This is a genomic window from Brevundimonas sp. AVps7, assembly GCF_058681545.1.
In genome coordinates this window covers 400344-417785 of sequence record NZ_CM178742.1, presented here as the reverse complement: position 1 = coordinate 417785, position 17442 = coordinate 400344, and the positions used below count along the sequence as shown (strand labels likewise).

Annotated in this window: 20 protein-coding genes; 15 read left to right on the top strand and 5 right to left on the bottom strand. The window is 68.5% G+C overall.

Annotated features, from left to right (window positions below; translation table 11 throughout):
* Positions 1–45 precede the first annotated feature (45 nt).
* From murU to ACW17Y_RS02110, 4 genes are read right to left on the bottom strand one after another with little or no spacing between them, the layout of a single operon-like run.
* Positions 46–771 carry an N-acetylmuramate alpha-1-phosphate uridylyltransferase MurU gene (gene murU / locus ACW17Y_RS02125; RefSeq protein ID WP_492037137.1) on the bottom strand — a complete coding sequence of 242 codons (726 nt, stop codon included), beginning with the start codon at positions 769–771 and terminating at the stop codon, positions 46–48.
* Positions 768–1865 carry an N-acetylmuramate/N-acetylglucosamine kinase AmgK gene (gene amgK, locus ACW17Y_RS02120; protein ID WP_492037136.1) on the bottom strand — a complete coding sequence of 366 codons (1098 nt, stop codon included), beginning with the start codon at positions 1863–1865 and terminating at the stop codon, positions 768–770. The genes murU and amgK overlap by 4 nt, the downstream gene beginning before the upstream one ends.
* On the bottom strand, positions 1858–2334 hold the full coding sequence (gene tsaE, locus ACW17Y_RS02115; protein ID WP_492037135.1) for a tRNA (adenosine(37)-N6)-threonylcarbamoyltransferase complex ATPase subunit type 1 TsaE: 477 nt from the start codon (positions 2332–2334) through the stop codon (positions 1858–1860). Before tsaE ends, amgK begins: the two co-directional genes overlap by 8 nt.
* Positions 2331–3212: a GNAT family N-acetyltransferase gene (locus tag ACW17Y_RS02110; protein WP_492037134.1), complete on the bottom strand. Its 882-nt coding sequence runs from the start codon at positions 3210–3212 to the stop codon at positions 2331–2333. Before ACW17Y_RS02110 ends, tsaE begins: the two co-directional genes overlap by 4 nt.
* Positions 3213–3406: 194 nt before the next feature.
* On the opposite strand from ACW17Y_RS02110, the gene ACW17Y_RS02105 reads away from it, so the two are divergent.
* From ACW17Y_RS02105 to ACW17Y_RS02055, 11 genes are all read left to right on the top strand, one after another.
* Positions 3407–5497, top strand: a complete 2091-nt coding sequence (locus ACW17Y_RS02105) for a S9 family peptidase (RefSeq protein ID WP_492037133.1) — start codon at positions 3407–3409, stop codon at positions 5495–5497.
* A gap of 71 nt (positions 5498–5568) precedes the next feature.
* On the top strand, positions 5569–7650 hold the full coding sequence (locus ACW17Y_RS02100; protein ID WP_492037132.1) for a S9 family peptidase: 2082 nt from the start codon (positions 5569–5571) through the stop codon (positions 7648–7650).
* 37 nt (positions 7651–7687) lie between these two features.
* The gene (locus ACW17Y_RS02095; protein ID WP_492038229.1) at positions 7688–8050 is read left to right on the top strand and encodes an acyl-CoA thioesterase; all 363 of its coding nucleotides are present in this window, start codon (positions 7688–7690) and stop codon (positions 8048–8050) included.
* A 224-nt stretch (positions 8051–8274) separates the two neighbouring features.
* On the top strand, positions 8275–8847 hold the full coding sequence (gene def / locus ACW17Y_RS02090; protein ID WP_492037131.1) for a peptide deformylase: 573 nt from the start codon (positions 8275–8277) through the stop codon (positions 8845–8847).
* Complete coding sequence (locus ACW17Y_RS02085; protein WP_492037130.1) at positions 8847–9065, top strand: hypothetical protein; 219 nt, start codon at positions 8847–8849, stop codon at positions 9063–9065. The genes def and ACW17Y_RS02085 overlap by 1 nt, the downstream gene beginning before the upstream one ends.
* 27 nt (positions 9066–9092) lie before the next feature.
* Complete coding sequence (gene fmt, locus ACW17Y_RS02080; protein WP_492037129.1) at positions 9093–10019, top strand: methionyl-tRNA formyltransferase; 927 nt, start codon at positions 9093–9095, stop codon at positions 10017–10019.
* Positions 10019–10774: a tRNA pseudouridine(38-40) synthase TruA gene (gene truA / locus ACW17Y_RS02075; protein WP_492037128.1), complete on the top strand. Its 756-nt coding sequence runs from the start codon at positions 10019–10021 to the stop codon at positions 10772–10774. Before fmt ends, truA begins: the two co-directional genes overlap by 1 nt.
* 31 nt (positions 10775–10805) lie before the next feature.
* Positions 10806–11555 (top strand): DUF72 domain-containing protein, encoded by a 750-nt coding sequence (locus tag ACW17Y_RS02070; RefSeq protein ID WP_492037127.1) that lies wholly within the window; start codon positions 10806–10808, stop codon positions 11553–11555.
* Between the two features lie 114 nt (positions 11556–11669).
* Positions 11670–12284: a malonic semialdehyde reductase gene (locus ACW17Y_RS02065; protein WP_492037126.1), complete on the top strand. Its 615-nt coding sequence runs from the start codon at positions 11670–11672 to the stop codon at positions 12282–12284.
* A 129-nt stretch (positions 12285–12413) separates the two neighbouring features.
* Entirely contained in the window at positions 12414–13139 is a 726-nt protein-coding gene (phbB, locus tag ACW17Y_RS02060; protein ID WP_492037125.1) for an acetoacetyl-CoA reductase, read from the top strand.
* Positions 13140–13188: 49 nt separating this feature from the next.
* Positions 13189–13971, top strand: a complete 783-nt coding sequence (locus ACW17Y_RS02055) for a DUF4908 domain-containing protein (protein WP_492037124.1) — start codon at positions 13189–13191, stop codon at positions 13969–13971.
* A 9-nt stretch (positions 13972–13980) separates the two neighbouring features.
* Here ACW17Y_RS02055 and gloB read toward each other — a convergent pair whose 3' ends face one another.
* On the bottom strand, positions 13981–14709 hold the full coding sequence (gloB, locus tag ACW17Y_RS02050) for a hydroxyacylglutathione hydrolase (RefSeq protein WP_492037123.1): 729 nt from the start codon (positions 14707–14709) through the stop codon (positions 13981–13983).
* Positions 14710–14756: 47 nt separating this feature from the next.
* On the opposite strand from gloB, the gene ACW17Y_RS02045 reads away from it, so the two are divergent.
* The 4 genes from ACW17Y_RS02045 to ACW17Y_RS02030 are packed head-to-tail and all read left to right on the top strand — an operon-like array spanning position 14757 to position 17388.
* Positions 14757–15506: a class I SAM-dependent methyltransferase gene (locus tag ACW17Y_RS02045; protein WP_492037122.1), complete on the top strand. Its 750-nt coding sequence runs from the start codon at positions 14757–14759 to the stop codon at positions 15504–15506.
* Positions 15507–15515: 9 nt separating this feature from the next.
* Positions 15516–16028: a SixA phosphatase family protein gene (locus tag ACW17Y_RS02040; RefSeq protein WP_492037121.1), complete on the top strand. Its 513-nt coding sequence runs from the start codon at positions 15516–15518 to the stop codon at positions 16026–16028.
* Complete coding sequence (locus ACW17Y_RS02035) at positions 16028–16345, top strand: DUF952 domain-containing protein (RefSeq protein ID WP_492037120.1); 318 nt, start codon at positions 16028–16030, stop codon at positions 16343–16345. The genes ACW17Y_RS02040 and ACW17Y_RS02035 overlap by 1 nt, the downstream gene beginning before the upstream one ends.
* Positions 16345–17388 (top strand): quinone-dependent dihydroorotate dehydrogenase, encoded by a 1044-nt coding sequence (locus ACW17Y_RS02030; protein ID WP_492037119.1) that lies wholly within the window; start codon positions 16345–16347, stop codon positions 17386–17388. Before ACW17Y_RS02035 ends, ACW17Y_RS02030 begins: the two co-directional genes overlap by 1 nt.
* The last annotated feature ends 54 nt before the right edge of the window (positions 17389–17442 follow it).

The following is a 17442-nucleotide window of genomic DNA, read 5'->3' as shown; positions in this document are numbered from 1 at the left end:
CCGCCCTCAAGCAGCGAGCCCCCGCGCGGTGAGCGGTAGGGCGCTTCATGTACTCAGCCTGGCCTCGGCCTCGTCGCGCGCCTGGGGATCGCCGACGTGCATCCAGTCGCCGTTGAGGACGCAGCCGTAAAGTCGTCCTGCCGCCGCCGAGGCGCGCCACAGGGGGCTTAACGAGAAGGGCCCGTCGGGCCCTCCGTCGGCATAGTCGGGCCGGGTGATGTGGACGCCCATATAGGCGTAGGGCGCCGACGGAGCCTCGCCCCGGAAGGTCAGGCGGCCGTCCTCGGCCAGGAAGAAGTCGCCGTCGCCCTCGAATCCGATCGCGCCTTCGCGGGTGGCGAGGAGGAGGCAGGCGTCCATCTTCACCGGGTCCCACAGACGGATCAGTTCATCGGCCCAGGGGGCGTCGCCGCGATCCATCCAGACGCTGTCGATATTGGCCACAAAGACGGGCTCCTCACCGAGCAGCGGATGGGCCTTCTTCAGGCCTCCGCCGGTTTCCAGCAGTTCTTCGCGCTCGTCAGAGATCAGGATGCGCGGCAGGGGACGGTCGGCCTGGCGGTCCATCAGATGGTTGACCAGCCGTCCGGCGAACCAGTGGACATTGACCACCGCCGTCGTCACGCCCGCCGCGGCCAGCCGGTCCAGCACGTGGTCGATCAGGGCCCGCCCGCCGACCTCGACGAGGGCCTTGGGCCGGTCGTCGGTCAGGGGGCGCATCCGGGTGCCGAGACCGGCGGCGAGGACCATGGCCGTCCTGGGGGCCGTCATGCGCGCAACTCCTCAGGGACGTGCCGGTCGAACCAGCGGGCGACGCCTTCGAGGCCGGGCCGGGTCAGGTTGGCGTTCAGGTGGGCCCACATGCGCGGCATGAAGGCGGCGTAGCGGGGCTTGCCGTCGCGGACGATCAGCCGCGCGAAGATGCCCAGGATGCGCGCCTCATTCAGCGCCGCGAGACCGGCGTAGGCGCGCAGGAAGGCGGGGCGGTCATCGACGCGAGCGACCTCGAAATAGCGCTCCAGCCCCTCGGCCTCAAGCGCGGGCGGGACGTCGCGGCGGGCGTCCTGAAGCAGGGAGTGCAGGTCCCACGACGGGTGGGCGCGCACCGCGTCCTGGAAGTCGATCATGCCGACGCGTGCCGGGCCTTCCCGCTCGGGCAGCCAGATCAGATTCTCGGCGTGATAGTCGCGGTGGGCGACGACCGAGGCGCCGGCCTCGCCCGCCGCGACGATGGGCGCCCAGGCGGCATGCCAGTCGGAGATGGCGGCGGCGTCGAAACGAAGCTCAGGCTTCAGCTTCGGCATCCATTCGACGAACAGATCCGCCCCGCCCTGGAGCGCGGTCCGATCATAGACCTGCAACGGCCATTGGCCCGCCGCGCCGGTCAGGACCGGCGGCGTCGGGGCCGCGTGCAGTTCGGCAAGAGCGTCGATGGCGGCGAGGTAGAGGGGCGTCTCGTCCTGTCCGGCCTCGATCACGCGGGCGAACAGGTCGTCGCCGAAATCCTCGAGCACCGCGAGGCCTGCGCCCGCATCCAGGGCGATGATATCGGGCGCCGACAGACCGACCGAACGCAGGTGCGACGCGACCGCGGCGAAGGCCTCGATCCGGCCGGCGGACAGGCGGGCGACGGCGTTCCAGCCCTCGGCCTTGCGGCGTTCGGGCGACCAGGAGGGATCGGCCGGCGGGCTCTCGGCGGCGGCGACCTGGTCCATCAGCATCAGGCCCGGACCGTCCGCAGGCGTCAGCCGTTCGTACCGGCGCGTGGAGGCGTCGCCGGGCAGGGGCGCGCGGCGGGCGTTGGCGAGGCCGACCTCGCTCAGGAAGGCGACCCGCTGGGCTTCTCTATCGGTCAGGTTAGACATTCAGGCTTTCGACGACGACGTTTATCTTCTCTGCCCACGCCCCTGCGCCGGAAACGGTCGCATGCCGTCCCTCGCCGCGTTCTTCCAGCGTGATGGTCAGTCGGTCAGGGCCCAGGGCGCGGGCGGGATCGTCGCCCAGCCGCTCGGGCCATTCGATCAGGGCGGCGCCGACATCCAGCGCCTCGTCCAGACCGATCTCGAACGCCTCTTCCGGCCGTGTCAGGCGATAGAGGTCGAAATGGGCGACGGGCGGATCAGTCTCGTAGAACTGGACCAGGGTGAAGGTCGGCGACGGCACGTCCTCGTCCTCGCCCGCCAGCGCCCGGATCAGGCCGCGCGCGAGGGTTGACTTGCCCATCCCGAGCGGGCCGTAGAGCAGGACCGCTTCGCCGGGTTCGAGGCGCGGAGCCACCGCCCGGCCGAGCGCCGTGGTCGCCTCAGCATCCTTGAGGTCGATGCCAATGCTCATGCGAAGTCCGCGTCCGGCTGGGACGGCAGGACCCGCTCGGTAAAGGCCTTCAGAGCGTAGGTCGCTCGGGTGGCGTCGATGTCGAAGCGGGTCGGCGGGATCGGCTTGCCCACGCTGAGGCGGAACGGCTTCTTTCGCTTGTTCAGAAGCTCGTGGAACAGGGTGATGTCCCGCAGTTCCGGCGACACCCGGTTGAACAGGTGGAACAGGGTCGACCAAGGGCCGCTGACATGGATCGGAATGGTCGGTGCGTCGTACTTCCGTGCCAGCGATGTCGCGGTCGAGGCCCACTCCGGGTCGGTCAGGGCGCCGTCCTTGCCCACACGGGAAATTCGGCCCGCCGGGAACATGACGACGCAACGTTCCGCCTCGAACGCGGCCCTGGCGGCGTCCAGGGTGACGCGGGTCTTCGCGCGCGTGCGTTTGGCGACCACCCACTCGACCGGGATGATGACCTCGTCCAGCCGGGGTGAGACGCGGACGGCGTCGGCATTGGCGAAATAGATGGCGTCGGCGCGGCGCTTCCTGATGGCGTCATAGACGGCGATCCCGTCGGCGATCCCCGTCGGATGATTGCAGACGACGATGCAGCGGCCCGTCGCCGGCAGCCTGTCGAGGTTCAGGCTCGACACCTTCAGGTCCAGCAGGTTCGACACGTGGTCCAGCGCCGCCTGTCCCGCCAACGGGGTGATGGCGTCGGCCATCTCCCGCGCCTGGCCGTAGCCCAGCATCGAATAGAACAGCGGGCGAACCAGCGGCCAGACGATCGAGCCGGTCAGGCGCGGCGCCCGCTCGGCGATCAGGACGTCGACGACGTGATCCGGCCGCCCGGCGGGGACGGCGGCAGGCTCGGTCGGGGCGGGCGGCGAAGCGGTCATCCGCGCCCCTTGTCGCCTCTGCATCAAAGACAGGCAACACCACAAAGCCGTGCACCCCGGCGAAGGCCAGGGTGCAGATCACAGACTCAGCCGGCCGGGATGGAGCGCCAGTCTGCCTGACCGAGCGCCACCTTTTCCATCTGGACCCCGGCCTTCGCCGGGGTGCACGGTGGAGAGGTAAGACGGGGGCCTCCATGAAGTTCAGAATCTCTATCGCCGCGATGGCGTTCGCGCTTGCCACAACGCCGATGACCGCGTCGGCGCAGCAGGCCTCCCCCTCCGGCGCCGATGTGGCCGCCCTGCCCGGCGGTCTGTCGATGCGGGCCCTGGCGATGATGGACAGGGTGTCCGATCCGCGCCTTTCGCCGGACGGGCGCCGGGTGCTCTATTCGGTCCGCTCGACCGATTGGGACGGCAATCGCGGCGTCGGCGCCCTGTGGGTCGCAGATGTAAACGGCGAAGAGCCGCGCAAACTGGCCGTCTCGACAGGCGGCGCCTCGACCGGACGCTGGGCCGTCGACGGTCAGGCCATCTATTTTCTGTCGGCGCGCGGCGGGTCGAACCAGGTCTGGCGCGCGGACGCGCAGGGCAATGCGGCGGTGCAGGTCACGACCTATCCGGTCGATGTGGTCGCCTTCAAGGTCTCGCCGGACGGGCGCAACCTGATCCTCTCCCTGCCGGTCTTCATCGACTGCGACACCCTGCAGTGCACGAAGGACCGGATCGAGGCGGACACGCGCTCGCCCTCCACGGTCAGCGGCTACGACCGGATGCCGCTGCGCCAGTTCGACCACTGGAACGACGGCCGGCGCCAGCATCTGTTCGTGCAGGCCCTGAATGGATCGGGCCTCGTGGACGGTCCGCCGCGCGACCTGATGGCCGGGATCGACGCCGACACGCCGAGCCAGCCGCAGGGGACCGAGGACGAGTTCGCCATCTCTCCCGACGGCCGCACTGTGGTCTATTCGGCCCAGACGCAAGGGGCCGGCGAGGCCTTCACCAACAACTCCGACCTGTTCCGCGTCTCGATCGACGGCGCGACCCCGGCCAATATGACCGTGACGAATGTCGGCGCGGACGGATCGCCCGCCTTCTCCCCCGACGGTCGCCGTCTGGCATGGCTGGCGGGACGTCGGGAGAATGTCGGCGGCGACCAGGCCGTGGTCATGGTCGCCGATGCGGACGGTTCGAACGCGCGCCCCCTGACGCCGGATACGGATCGTGGGTTCGGATCGCTGTCCTGGGCCTCCGATGGCCGGAGCCTGCTCGCCACCGCAGCCGACGACGGCCAGAACCGGCTGGGTCGTATTGACGCCCGCACCGGCGTCGTCACGGCCCTGACTGACCGGGGCGCGGTGTCGGGCGTGGAAAGCCGGGCCGGCGTCCTCGTCTATGCCCGCGACGGCTTCGACGCCCCGGCCCGGATCATGATCGCGACGGGCGACGGCGCCCGCGCCCTGACCCGCCACAACGCCGACGCCATGGCGGCGCTCGACCTGCCCGAGGCCGAGACCTTCACCTTCGCGGGCTGGAACGGCGAGGACGTGCGCGGCTGGGTGTTCAAGCCCGTCGGCTATGTCGAGGGCCAGACCTATCCCGCCGTCTATCTGATCCACGGGGGCCCGAAGTCGCCCTGGACCGAGAGCTGGTCCTATCGCTGGAACCCGCAGATCTACACATCGGCCGGATACGCCGTGGTCATGGTCAACTTCCACGGCTCGCCCGGCTATGGCCAGGAATTCACCGACGCCATCAACGACCACTGGGGCGACCGGCCGCTTGAGGATCTGCAGAAGGGCTGGGCGGCCGCGCTCGCCGCGAACAGTTTCATCGACGGCGACCGGGCCTGCGCGCTTGGCGCCTCCTACGGCGGCTATATGGTCAATCTGATCGCCGGGAAGTGGAACGGACCGTGGCGCTGCCTGGTCAATCACGCCGGGGTCTTCGATGTCCCCCAGCTGATGAACGCCATGGATATCGGCAACTTCATCTGGGAGTTCGGCGGGCCATCGTGGGAGCGGATGGACCTGTACCGCCGGTTCAGCCCCGGCGACTTCGCCGGCGACTGGTCCAAGCCCATGCTGGTCCTGCACGGCGAGCGGGACTTCCGGGTGCCGATCGACCAGGGGCTGGCCACCTTTTCGGCCCTGCAACGCCAGAACATTCCCAGCCGCTTCGTCCGCATCCCGGACGAGAACCACTGGGTGCTCAAGCCCCGCAACTATGTCGACTGGCAGCGTGAAATTCTCGACTGGACCGCGCGCTGGACGACGCCCGCCCCCTGATCCAGCGACCGCTTCCTCCGGACTTCGCCCGGTGCTAGGCCAGCGCCAACGAAGTTCCGAGGAGCCGTCCGATGCGTCACCGTTCCCTGCTTTCCGCCTGCGCCGCCCTGGCCATGCTGACGGCCCTGCCCGCTCTCGCCGAGGCGCCTGCAGCGCCCGCCCAGGCCGCCGAGCGCGCCTTCACCTACACCGACATGCTGAACGCCAACCGGCTGTCGGATCCGCGCGTGTCGCCCGACGGACGATACGTCGTCTACAATGTGCGGGCCACGGACATGGAGGCCAATCGCGGCGTCTCCAGCCTGATGATCCAGAATCTCAACGGCGAGGGCGAACCGCGCCGCCTGGCCATCTCCGACGGCGGCGCCAACACCGCCCGCTGGGGCTCGGACGGCGCCCTGTATTTCCTCTCCGGCCGTTCGGGCACGAGCCAGGTCTGGAAGACCGACAGCAAAGGCGCCACGGCGACCCAGGTCACCGACCTGCCGCTGGACGTGAACGCCTATCGCCTGAGCCCCGACGCCTCGAAGGTCGCGGTGTCCCTCGCCGTCTATCCGAGCTGCGACGACCTCGCCTGTTCCGTCGCGCGCGGAACCGAAGCCGGGGAACGCAAGTCGACCGGCATGGTCTTCGACCGCATGTTCGTGCGTCACTGGGACACCTGGAACGACGGCACCCAGAACCACCTGTTCGTGGTCAACGCCGACGGCTCGGGCGATCCGGTCTGGGTCACGCACGGCTTCGACGGCGACACCCCCTCCAAGCCCTTCGGCGACGAGAGCGAGTTCACCTTCACGCCCCAGGGCGACGCCGTCGTCTTCTCGGCCCGCGTCGCCGGCCAGTCGGAGCCGTGGAGCACCAACTTCGACCTGTACAAGACCAACGGCCTGACGGGCGACGGCTTCACCAACCTGACCGACGCCAACGACGCCTGGGACACCGGCCCGGTCTTCTCGCCGGACGGCCGCACCCTGGCCTACCGCGCCATGGCCCGCCCGGGCTTCGAGGCCGACCGCTGGCAGATCGTGCTGATGGACGTGGCCACGGGCGCCAAACGTGAAGTGGCCGCCAACTGGGATCGCTCGGCCGACACCCTGCAATGGTCGGCCGATGGTCGGAACCTGTTCGTCATCGCCGGCGACGTGGGGCAGACGAAGCTGTTCCAGATCGACGCCGCCAGCGGGTCGGTGATCCCGATCACGGGCGAGGGCCATGTCTCGGCATTCGAACAGACTCCGTCAGGCTTCGTCCTGGCGATGGACAGACTGACCTCGCCGTCCGAGCTCTACGTCAAGACGTTCCGGGGCCGCGAGATGCCGATCCGGATCACCGACGTGAACCCCCAACTCGCCAGCCGCGAGTTCGGCGAGGCCGAGCAGTTCAACTTCCCGGGCTGGAACGGTGAAACGGTCCACGGCTACGTCATCAAACCAGCCGGCTATGTCGAGGGCCGCAAATATCCCGTCGCCTTCCTGATCCACGGCGGGCCGCAGGGTTCGTTCGGCAACAGCTGGTCCTACCGCTGGAACCCCGAGACCTACGCCGGCGCAGGCTATGCGGTGGTGATGATCGATTTCCACGGCTCCACCGGCTACGGCCAGGGCTTCACGGATGCGATCTCCGAGCACTGGGGCGACCGTCCGCTGGAAGACCTGCAGAAGGGCTGGGCCGTTGCGCAGGAACGCTATTCGTTCCTCGACGGCGACAATGCCTGTGCGCTCGGCGCCTCCTACGGCGGCTATATGATCAACTGGATCGCCGGTCGCTGGTCGGACGAGTTCAAATGCCTGGTCAACCACGACGGCGTCTTCGACATCCGCGGCATGGCCTATGGCACCGAGGAGCTGTGGTTCACCGAGTGGGAGTACGGCGGCACCCACTATGACAACCCCGAAGGCTATGAGCGCTTCAATCCGGTGCATCACGTCGCCGAATGGAAGACGCCGATGCTGGTGATCCAGGGCGACCTCGACTACCGCATCCCGACCTCGCAGGGTCTGTCGACCTTCACCGCCCTGCAGCGTCGCGGGATCGAGAGCCGGCTGATCGTCTTCCCGGACGAGAACCACTGGGTCCTCAAGCCTCAGAACAGCCTGCAATGGCACAACGAAGTGTTCCACTGGCTGGACGACCACCTGCAGCCGGAAGACTGAGCGCGTGACTGTTCCCTCCCCGGAAACGCCCGACGGCATGCTCGTCGGGCGGGTCATCGCCATGCCGGCCGACACCAACCCCGAAGGGGACATCTTCGGCGGCTGGCTGCTGGCCCAGATGGACCTGGCCGGCTCGACGCCTGCCTTCGACATCGCCCAGGGTCGCTGCGCCACCGTCGCCGTCGACGCCATGGTGTTTCATCAGCCGGTGTCGGTCGGTGACGAGGTGTCCCTGTATGCGACGATCCTGAAGACCGGCCGCACCTCGGTCCGCGTGCGGGTCGAGGCGTGGAAACGGCCGCGTTCGACCCATGAGGTGTCTCGGGTGACCGAGGGGGTGTTCACCTATGTCGCCATCGACGAGGACCGGAAGCCGAGGCCGTTGCCGGGACAGGTCTAGCTCTTTCTTTCGTCATCCTCCGGCGAGCGCAGCGAGACCGGGGGACGCAGCGGCGCCGAAGGCGATCTGTTCAGGCACGATGTCGGCCACCTCTATCCGCGACAGGTTCGCGCTCTCGCGCGCCGCTGCGTCCCCCGGTCTGCGCCGCCAAGCGGCGGCTTGCCGGAGGATGACGAAAGAGAGGCAAACTTGACCCTTGGGACCCCTGCGCCTACCTGACGGCCATGGCCATCCGACGCATCCTGACCATCGACAACGCCGCCGACCTGGCGATCCTCAAACAGGTGTCAAAGCCGGTGGAGGGCGTTGACGACGCCCTGCGCGCCCTGATGGATGACATGCTGGACACCATGTACGACGCCCCGGGCATCGGCCTGGCCGCTGTGCAGATCGGCGAACTGCACCGCGTCGTGGTCATGGACCTGGGCGACGGGCCGCTGCCCGAAGGCGCTGAACCGCCTGCGGAAGGTGAAGAAACCCGCGTCCCCAACCCGCGCTTCTTCATCAATCCGGAGGTCCTGTGGGCCTCGGACGAGACCTATTGCTACGAAGAGGGCTGCCTCTCGATCCCGGAGTATTTCGACGAGGTCGAACGCCCGGCCCGCGTCAGGGTCGCCCATCTGGATCGCGACGGAAATCGCATCGAGGAAGAGATCGAGGGCCTCTACGCCGTCTGCTACCAGCACGAGCTGGATCACCTGAACGGCGTCCTGTTCATCGACCACCTGTCGCGGCTGCGCCGCGACCGGGCCATGTCCAAGGTCAAGAAGACCATGCGCCTGAGAGAGGACGCCTGATGTCCCGCCGCAAGTCCTACGTCATCGATCCCAGCGGCCGTCGCCGCCTGACCCGGTCGGAAAAGATCGGCCTCGGCTCGGTCGCCACCCTGGTCGGCGTCGCCGCGCTCGGCATCATCGCCGGCGTCCTGCTGGACCGCCTGCTGGTCTTCGACGACGCGCTCGATGCGGGCGGCGAATGGGACGAGGGCGGCGGCGTCTCCACCCGCTGGCAGTAAGCCTCTTCAGCGTCTAAAGGCGGCCCCATGCGCCTCGCCTTCATGGGTACCCCCGAATTCGCCGTCCCTTCGCTCGCGGAGCTGATCGCTTCCGGCCACGAGATCGTGGCCGTCTATTCCCAGCCGCCCCGGCCCAGGGGGCGCGGTCAGAAGCTGACGCCCTCGCCGGTCCATGCTTTCGCCGAGGCCATGGGCCTGCTGGTCTTCACGCCAGAGTCGATGAAGGCCCAGGACGCCGTCGACACCTTCGCCAGCCTTGACCTCGATGGGGCCTGCGTCGTCGCCTACGGCCAGATCCTGAAGCCCGCCGTTCTTGAGGCTCCGCGTCTCGGCTGTTTCAACCTGCACGGCTCGCTGTTGCCCCGCTGGCGCGGCGCCGCTCCGATCCAACGCGCCATCATGGCCGGCGACCGGGAGACCGGCGTCCAGATCATGCGGATGTCCGAAGGCCTTGACGAAGGCGCGATCCTGCTCAGCGAGATCCTGCCGATCCAGCCCGACGACACGGCCGCCAGCCTGTCGGAGCGGATGTCGACGGTCGGCGCAACCCTGTGGACCCGGGCCCTCGCCGCGATCGAACGCGGCGGCGTCACTGAGACGCCCCAGGCCGGTGAACCCACCTACGCGAAGAAGATCACACCCGCGGAGGCGCGCATCGACTGGACCCGCCCGGCCGCCGAGATCGACTGCCACATTCGCGGCCTGTCCCCCTTCCCCGGCGCCTGGTTCGAGGCTCCCGGCCCCGACGGCCCCGTGCGCGTGAAGGCCCTGCTGTCCTGCCTGTCCAGCGAGGGCTCGGGCGTTCCCGGCGAACTGCTGGAAGGCGGGTTGTTGATCGCCTGCGGCGACGGCGCGGTGCGCCTGCTCCGCATCCAGCGCGAGGGCAAGGCCCAGCAGTCCCCTGCTGACTTCCTCAACGGCTTCAGCCTGCCGGTCGGGACGATCCTGGGCTGATGCCACGCTATCGGCTGGACATCGAATACGACGGCGGCCCCTACAACGGCTTTCAGGCCCAGGAGGGCCAGCCGACGGTCCAGGGCGCGATCGAGACGGCCATCCACGCCTTCTGCGGCCAGACCGTCCGCATCGCCGCCGCCGGCCGCACCGACTCGGGTGTCCACGCCACGGGTCAGGTCGCCCATGTCGATCTCGACAAGGACTGGCCCGCCGCCACGGTCATGAACGCCCTCAATGCCCACCTGATCAGGGAAGGCGTCGCCGTGCTCGACTGCCGGGCCGTGGCCGACGACTGGCACGCCCGCTTCTCGGCGACGGGACGCAAATACCTGTACCGCATACTCAACCGCCCCGGTCGCCCGGCGCTGGAGCGGGGCCGGGTCTGGCATGTTCGCAAGGACCTCGACGCCGAGGCCATGCAGTCCGGCGCGGACCACCTGATCGGCCACCACGACTTCACCACCTTCCGCGACCTGGCCTGTCAGTCGAAGTCGCCGGAGAAGACTCTCGACATCGCCCGCGTCACCCGTGTCGGCGAGGAGGTGCATCTGGTGTTCGAGGCCCGCTCCTTCCTGCACCGGCAGGTCCGGTCGATGGCCGGCACCCTGGTCGAGGCGGGCCTCGGCCGCTGGACGCCGGACGACGTGAAGGCCGCGCTGGAGGCGAAGGATCGCACGGCCTGCGGGCCGGTCGCGCCGTCAGACGGGCTGTATCTGACCGGCGTCGACTACGAGGTCCGTTCCCCGCTTTGACGGTCTCCGTCGCCGGTGCGACAACTGCCGAATGAGCGGAAAAACCTACATCGGCATCGGCGGCTGGACCTTCGAACCGTGGCGCGGCGCCTTCTATCCGGACAAGCTGAGCCAGAAGAAGGAGCTGGCCTATGCCTCTTCCAAACTGACCTCGATCGAGATCAACGGCACCTACTATTCCGGGTTCAAGATCGACACCTGGATGAAGTGGCGCGACGAGACGCCGGACGACTTCGTTTTCTCGGTCAAGGCCAGCCGCTTCTGCACCAATCGCAAGGTGCTCTCGGAGGGCAACGAGAGCCTGAACCGGTTCCTGGATCAGGGTCTGACCGCGTTGGGCGACAAGCTGGGGCCGATCAACTGGCAGTTCATGGCGACCAAGAAATTCGACCCGGTCGATTTCGAGGGCTTCCTGAAACTGCTGCCCGGGGAGAAGGACGGTGTCCGCCTGCGGCACGCGCTGGAGGTCCGCAGCCCGACCTTCGACACTCAGCAGTTCTATGATCTGGCGGCCAAATACGGCGCAGCCATCGTCTACGCCGTCGACGACGAGAGCCCGACCTGGCCCCAGATCGACGAGCCCACCGCCGACTTTACCTACGCACGGCTGATGTCGAGCCGCGAGGACGAGCCGACCGGCATGAACGCCGACGAGCTGAACGCCATCGCCGAACAGACCGGGGACTGGGCCAAACGCGGGGACGTCTTCGCCTATTTCATATCGGGCGCGAAGGTGCGGAACCCGGCGGCGGCGCAGGCGCTGATCGAAAAGCTGAAATAGCCTCTCCGCATCAATTGTAACCGCAGTTGATGCGAATTCCCTTGAACTCACATCACGCCCTACCCTTATATGAAACTGCTGCTGATGCAGTTGTAGATATTGAGGGGTTTCCCAATGGCTTTCGACTCTTTCCCCGCCCGCGACCTTCCTCTGGCCGACGCGGCTCTGGCCCAGGTCTTCACCGAAGCCCGCACGCGCAACGGCTGGACCGACCGGCCCGTGCCGACCGACCTGCTGCACAAGCTGTACGACCTGACCAAGTTCGGTCCGACGGCCGTGAACAACACACCGGCCCGCTTCGTCTTCGTCACCTCACCCGAAGCTAAGGCGCGTCTCGTGCCCCTGATGGCCGAGGGCAATCAGGCCAAGACGGCCCAGGCGCCGGTCACGGTGATCATCGGCTACGACATGAACTTCCACGACCACCTGCCGCACCTGTTCCCGCACGCACCGGGCGCCCGCGACTGGTTCGGCGATGAGACCGGCCGCCGTGAGAGCGCCTTCCGCAACTCCTCGCTGCAAGGCGGCTACTTCCTGCTGGCCGCCCGCGCCCTGGGTCTGGACGTCGGTCCGATGTCCGGTTTCGACCCGGCAGGCGTAAAGGCCGGGTTCTTCCCGGAAGGCGACATCGAGCCGAACTTCATCGTCAACCTGGGCTATGGGAACGACGACAACCTGTTCCCGCGCAGCCCCCGGCTGACGTTCGACGAGGCCGCCCGCATCGTCTGATCCCTCGACCGGCGGCCGGAGCACCCGCGCCGCCGGTTTCGAGCCCTTCCCGCGCAACTCCCCACCGGCTACACCGGTTAATGAACAGGCTTCGCATCAGACGCGGCCGTCAGGGAAACAGGAACGCACATGGCTCGAGTGGCTCTCGTCACGGGTGGAACCCGCGGTATCGGCAAGTCGATCGTCCAGCGGCTGAAGGAAGACGGCATGTCCGTCGCCGCCGGCTATTCGGGCAATATGGAAGCGGCCGAGGCCACAGCGCGCGAGCTCGGCGTCATGGTGGTGAAGGGCAATGTCGGATCCTACGACGACTGCGCCCGCGCCGTCGCCGAGGTCGAGGCGGCGCTCGGCCCCATCGATGTCCTGATCAACAACGCCGGCATCACCCGCGACGGCTTCTTCCACAAGATGTCCTCGGACCAGTGGGGCGACGTCATCCGGGTCAATATGGACAGCGTCTTCAACATGACGCGCCAGGTGATCAACGGCATGCGCGACCGGGGCTTCGGCCGCATCGTCAACATTTCCTCGATCAACGGCCAGAAGGGCCAGATCGGCCAGACCAACTATTCGGCCGCCAAGGCCGGCATGATCGGCTTCACCAAGGCCCTGGCCCTGGAGAACGCGCGCAAGGGCGTCACCGTCAACTGCATCGCGCCCGGCTATATCGACACGGAAATGGTCGGCGCCATGGACGAAAAGGTTCTGGCCGGCATCATCGCCCAGATCCCCGTCGGACGTCTGGGCAAGGGCGAGGAGATCGCCGACATGGTGTCCTGGCTGTCGGGCGAGCGTGCCGGATATGTCACAGGCTGCACCCTGTCGCTGAACGGTGGTCAATACTTGGTCGGCTGACTTTTCGTCGCCCAAAATCCGCCGCGGCTGCCGCGCAACGCTTTCCGTCATGAGTTCAAGGGTCAAGCACGAGACGGCGCGACCGCCGATCCCGGCGGCGACGGCGTTCGCCGTCGCCGTTCTGGCGATCACGCTCGCTTCGGCAGCCCAGGCCCAGGTGCGGAGCAACGCCCAGGCCGAGCAGAATGGCTCCTTCCGGAATGACAGCCAGCGCGGCCTCCCGGCCAACGGCCTGTACACGTCCGACGTCGGCGAGCGGTTCATCTTCGACGGACGGGGCACGCGTCCGCTGTTCCGGTTCGAGCGTCGCGAAGAGACCTGGGTGCTGCGCTCGACGCCCGCCCCCCGCGGCGACGTCATCTACCGCAACGATGCGGGCGCCCAGATCCTGCGCGTCACGCCAGACGGCGGCCTGACCCTCTATACGACCCGCACGCCGAACGGCTCCCCGGCCTCGCGCATCGGCGCGGCCCCGCCGCTGGAACTGCCGACGCTGGGCCCGATCCGCCTGTTCACCCTGATGAACCAGCGTGGCAGCCTGGTCAGCCAGGCGCTGGGCCGGCTGATCGTCATCAACCTGACCGGCGAACAGTCCGAAGCCCTGATGGTCGACGCCCTGATCGTGACCACCGAGGCCGTCATCCGCATGGCCCGCACCCCGACCTTCCGCGACCGCGTCAACGGCCTGCGCAGCATCACCCTGGTCGAGGGATCGCGCAGTTCGGTGACCTTCTCGCGCGGCGACCTGCGGGTCATCGTCGATCCTTCAGAAGGTCAGGCCGGACGACCGTCGTCCTCCAGCATCATCCGGGCCGTCGCACCGCGGGATTGATCGGGGCGACTATCCCGCAAAGCTGTCCTTGGCCGCGCGGCGCCGGGCGAACTCTTCCGCGCTTCCGGCGGTCAGGAACGGGTTGAAGGCCCGCTCGATCTTCATCGTCGTCGGCACCGTCGCCTCGTCCCGGTCGCGCTTGGCGAAGATGGTCTCCGCATGGGCCAGCACCTCTGGCCGGTCGTCGACGCTCAGGGTGAAGCGGGCGTTGGCCGCCGTATATTCATGCGCCCCGTAGAGCACCGTCTCGTCGGGCCAGGCCAGCAGACGGCTGAGACTGTCCCACATCTGCTCGGGCGTGCCTTCGAACAGCCGCCCGCAGCCGAGCGGGAACAGGGTGTCGCCGGTGAAGGCGATGGCGTCGGCCGCTGACCGGAACACGACATGGCCCAGAGTGTGACCCGGCGTCGCCGTCACATGCAGGGGCGTCTTGCCGATCATGACCAGATCGCCCTCCTCGACCACCCGGTCCAGCGGCGCGACCTTGCGCACCTCTTCCGGCCCCCAGATGTCGCAGCCGGTCTCGGCCTGGAGCCGGGCGTTGCCCTCGGTGTGATCGGGGTGCCAGTGGGTGTTGATGATGCTGTCAAGCCTGCCCCAGCCGAGGCTGGCGATGCCGTCGAGGATGACCTGGGCGTCCGGGGTGTCGATGGCCGCGACCGCGCCCGTCGCTTCGTCCCGCGCCAGGAAGGCGTAGTTGTCGGTCCGCGCCGGAAACAGATGAACGGACAGGGGCATGGCGTCGTCCTTGGTTCGGTAAGCCTCATGGCCATATAAGCCTCGTCATGCGTCGCGCCATCGAAGACCTGCGATCCTTCTACGGCGAGCCGACCGGGGCGCTCGTGCGTCGGCTGCTGGCGAAGCGGCTGGAGGATGCCTGGGGCGAGGCGCCCGGGTGCGACGTGCTCGGCATCGGCTACGCCACACCATGGCTGGACGCCTTCGTCGGCGCGCGTCGTGTCATCGCCGCCATGCCCTCTGGACAGGGGGTCGAGGTCTGGCCTGCCGTCGGACGCAACCGCACCCTTCTGGTCGACGACAAGCGCCTGCCCTTCCCGGCTGGATCCTTCGACCGCGTGCTTCTGGTCCATGCGCTGGAGGAGGCGGACGACCCGACCCAGCTGCTGACCGAGGCCGTCCGCGCCCTCGCCCCGGCCGGACGCATCATCCTGGCCGCCGCCGCGCGGGGCGGCATGTGGGCCCGTGCCGAGAGCACCCCCTTCGGCCACGGCCGCCCTTTTACCCGGGGCCAGCTGGAGCGGCTGGTCCGCGCCGCCGGACTTGAGCCCACGGCCTGGTCCCAAACCCTTTATGTCCCGCCGTGGACGCCGCTGCTGGGCCTCGCCGACGGCTTCGAACAGGTCGGCCGCCGCATCGCGCCGGGGGCGGCCGGGGTCATCCTGCTGGAGGCCACCCGTCAGGCCTATGCCCGCATCCGGCCAAGCGGTTCGGCCCGGCGCGTCCGCGCCGAGAACCCTGGCCTGCAGCCGCAACCCGTCACTCGTGGACTGGATAGAGACGCCGAACCCGGCTAAGCGCGGGCCATGCACCGCCTGATCCTGATGCGCCACGCCAAGACCGAGCGTCTGGCCGCCACCGGTCTCGACCGCGACCGCGCCCTGACGCCGCGCGGGCTGGACGACGCCGCCCTGATGGGCCGCATCCTGGCCGACAAGGGCCTGCGTCCCGACCTCGCCCTGGTGTCCTCGGCGACCCGCACCCGCCAGACCTGGGAGGCGATGCACGACGCCCTCGGCGACGTCGATGTCCGCGTCGAACCCCGCCTCTATGACGCCTCGACCGACACGATCCGCCGTCTGGTCGAGAGCCTGGAGGACGCGACCGGCTGCCTGCTGGTCATGGCCCACAATCCGGGCGTCCAGCTTCTGGCCATGGAATATCTGACCGAAAGCGCCGCCTCGCCTTCGGTGCTCGACCGGATGGCCGGCGGCTTCCCGACCGGAGCGGCCGCCATCTTCGAGGTCGATGTCGCCGGCCGCTGCGCCTACGACGGCTTCCTGACGCCCAAGGCCTTCGGCGGCGGAGCCGAGGACTGATGACCGATACCGTGGCCTACAAGATCATCGACGCCGCCGAATGGCGCGAGGCGGTGGCCGAGGGCGCCTATGCCGGGTCCGCCGTCGATCTGGCCGATGGCTACATCCACCTGTCGACCGCCGCCCAGCTGGATGAGACCGCACGCAAACACTACGCCGGGCGCGAGAACCTGATGCTGCTGACCGTCGATCTGACGGCGCTGGACGATACGATCGTGTGGGAGCCTTCGCGCGGCGGCGCCCTGTTCCCGCACATCTACGGCCCTCTGCCGGTGAAGGCCGTGACCGAGGCCGCGCCCTTCACGGTCCCCGCCTGATGCCGATCCCCGATTTCGGCGCCGCAGTCCTGCGCCGGCTCGATCCGGAGACCGCTCACGGCCTCGCCATCTCAGCGCTGAAATCCGTCCCCCTGCCGGCGCCCCGCGCTGATGATCCGATTCTGGCGACACAAATCGCGGGGCTGAGCCTGTCCAACCCGATCGGCCTCGCCGCCGGTCTCGACAAGAATGGCGAGGCCCTGCACGGTCTTTCCCGCTTGGGCTTCGGCTTCGTCGAATGCGGCTCGGTCACCCCCCTGCCCCAGGCCGGCAACCCCAAGCCCCGCCTGTTTCGCCTGTCTCAGGACCGGGCCATCATCAACCGGATGGGCTTCAACAACGCAGGCCTCGAGGCCTTCGCCGACAACCTGTCGCGCCGCCCGAACGCCGTCGTCGGCGCCAATCTGGGGGCCAACAAGGACACCGAGGATCGCGCCGCCGACTATGTCACCGGCCTGAAGCGCCTCGCCGGCCTCAGCGACTATTTCACCATCAACATTTCTTCGCCCAACACCCCGGGCCTGCGCGCGCTCCAAGGCCGAGAGGCGCTCGACGACCTCCTCGGCCGCATCGCGGAGGCCCGCACCGCGCCTGCGCCGGTCTTCCTCAAGATCGCTCCGGACCTGACCCCGGCCGAGATCGCGATGATCGTCGAGGCCGCCCTGGCCCACGGCATCGACGCCCTGATCGTCTCCAACACCACCCTCGACCGCCCGGACAGCCTGACATCGCCCGATCGCGGCGAGGCCGGCGGCCTCTCGGGCGCACCCCTGCGCGGCAAGGCCCTCGCCGCCCTGCGCGACGCCGCCGAGGCCGCAGAAGGTCGTCTGCCCCTCATCGGCGTCGGCGGCATCGGCTCCGGTCAGGACGTCTGGGAACGCCTCCGCGCCGGGGCATCGGCCATCCAGATCTACTCCGCCCTGATCTACGACGGCCCCGGTCTGGTGGGCCGGATCAAGCGCGATCTGGCCGCCCGCCTGCGCGCCGAAGGCTTCTCCAGCGTCGCCGAGGCGGTTTCCGCGGGCCCGTTGACGGAGCGTTAGGGGCGACGCGTCATAGTCTCCCGATGCGTGGCGACGACCGCGCGTTTTTTGGGG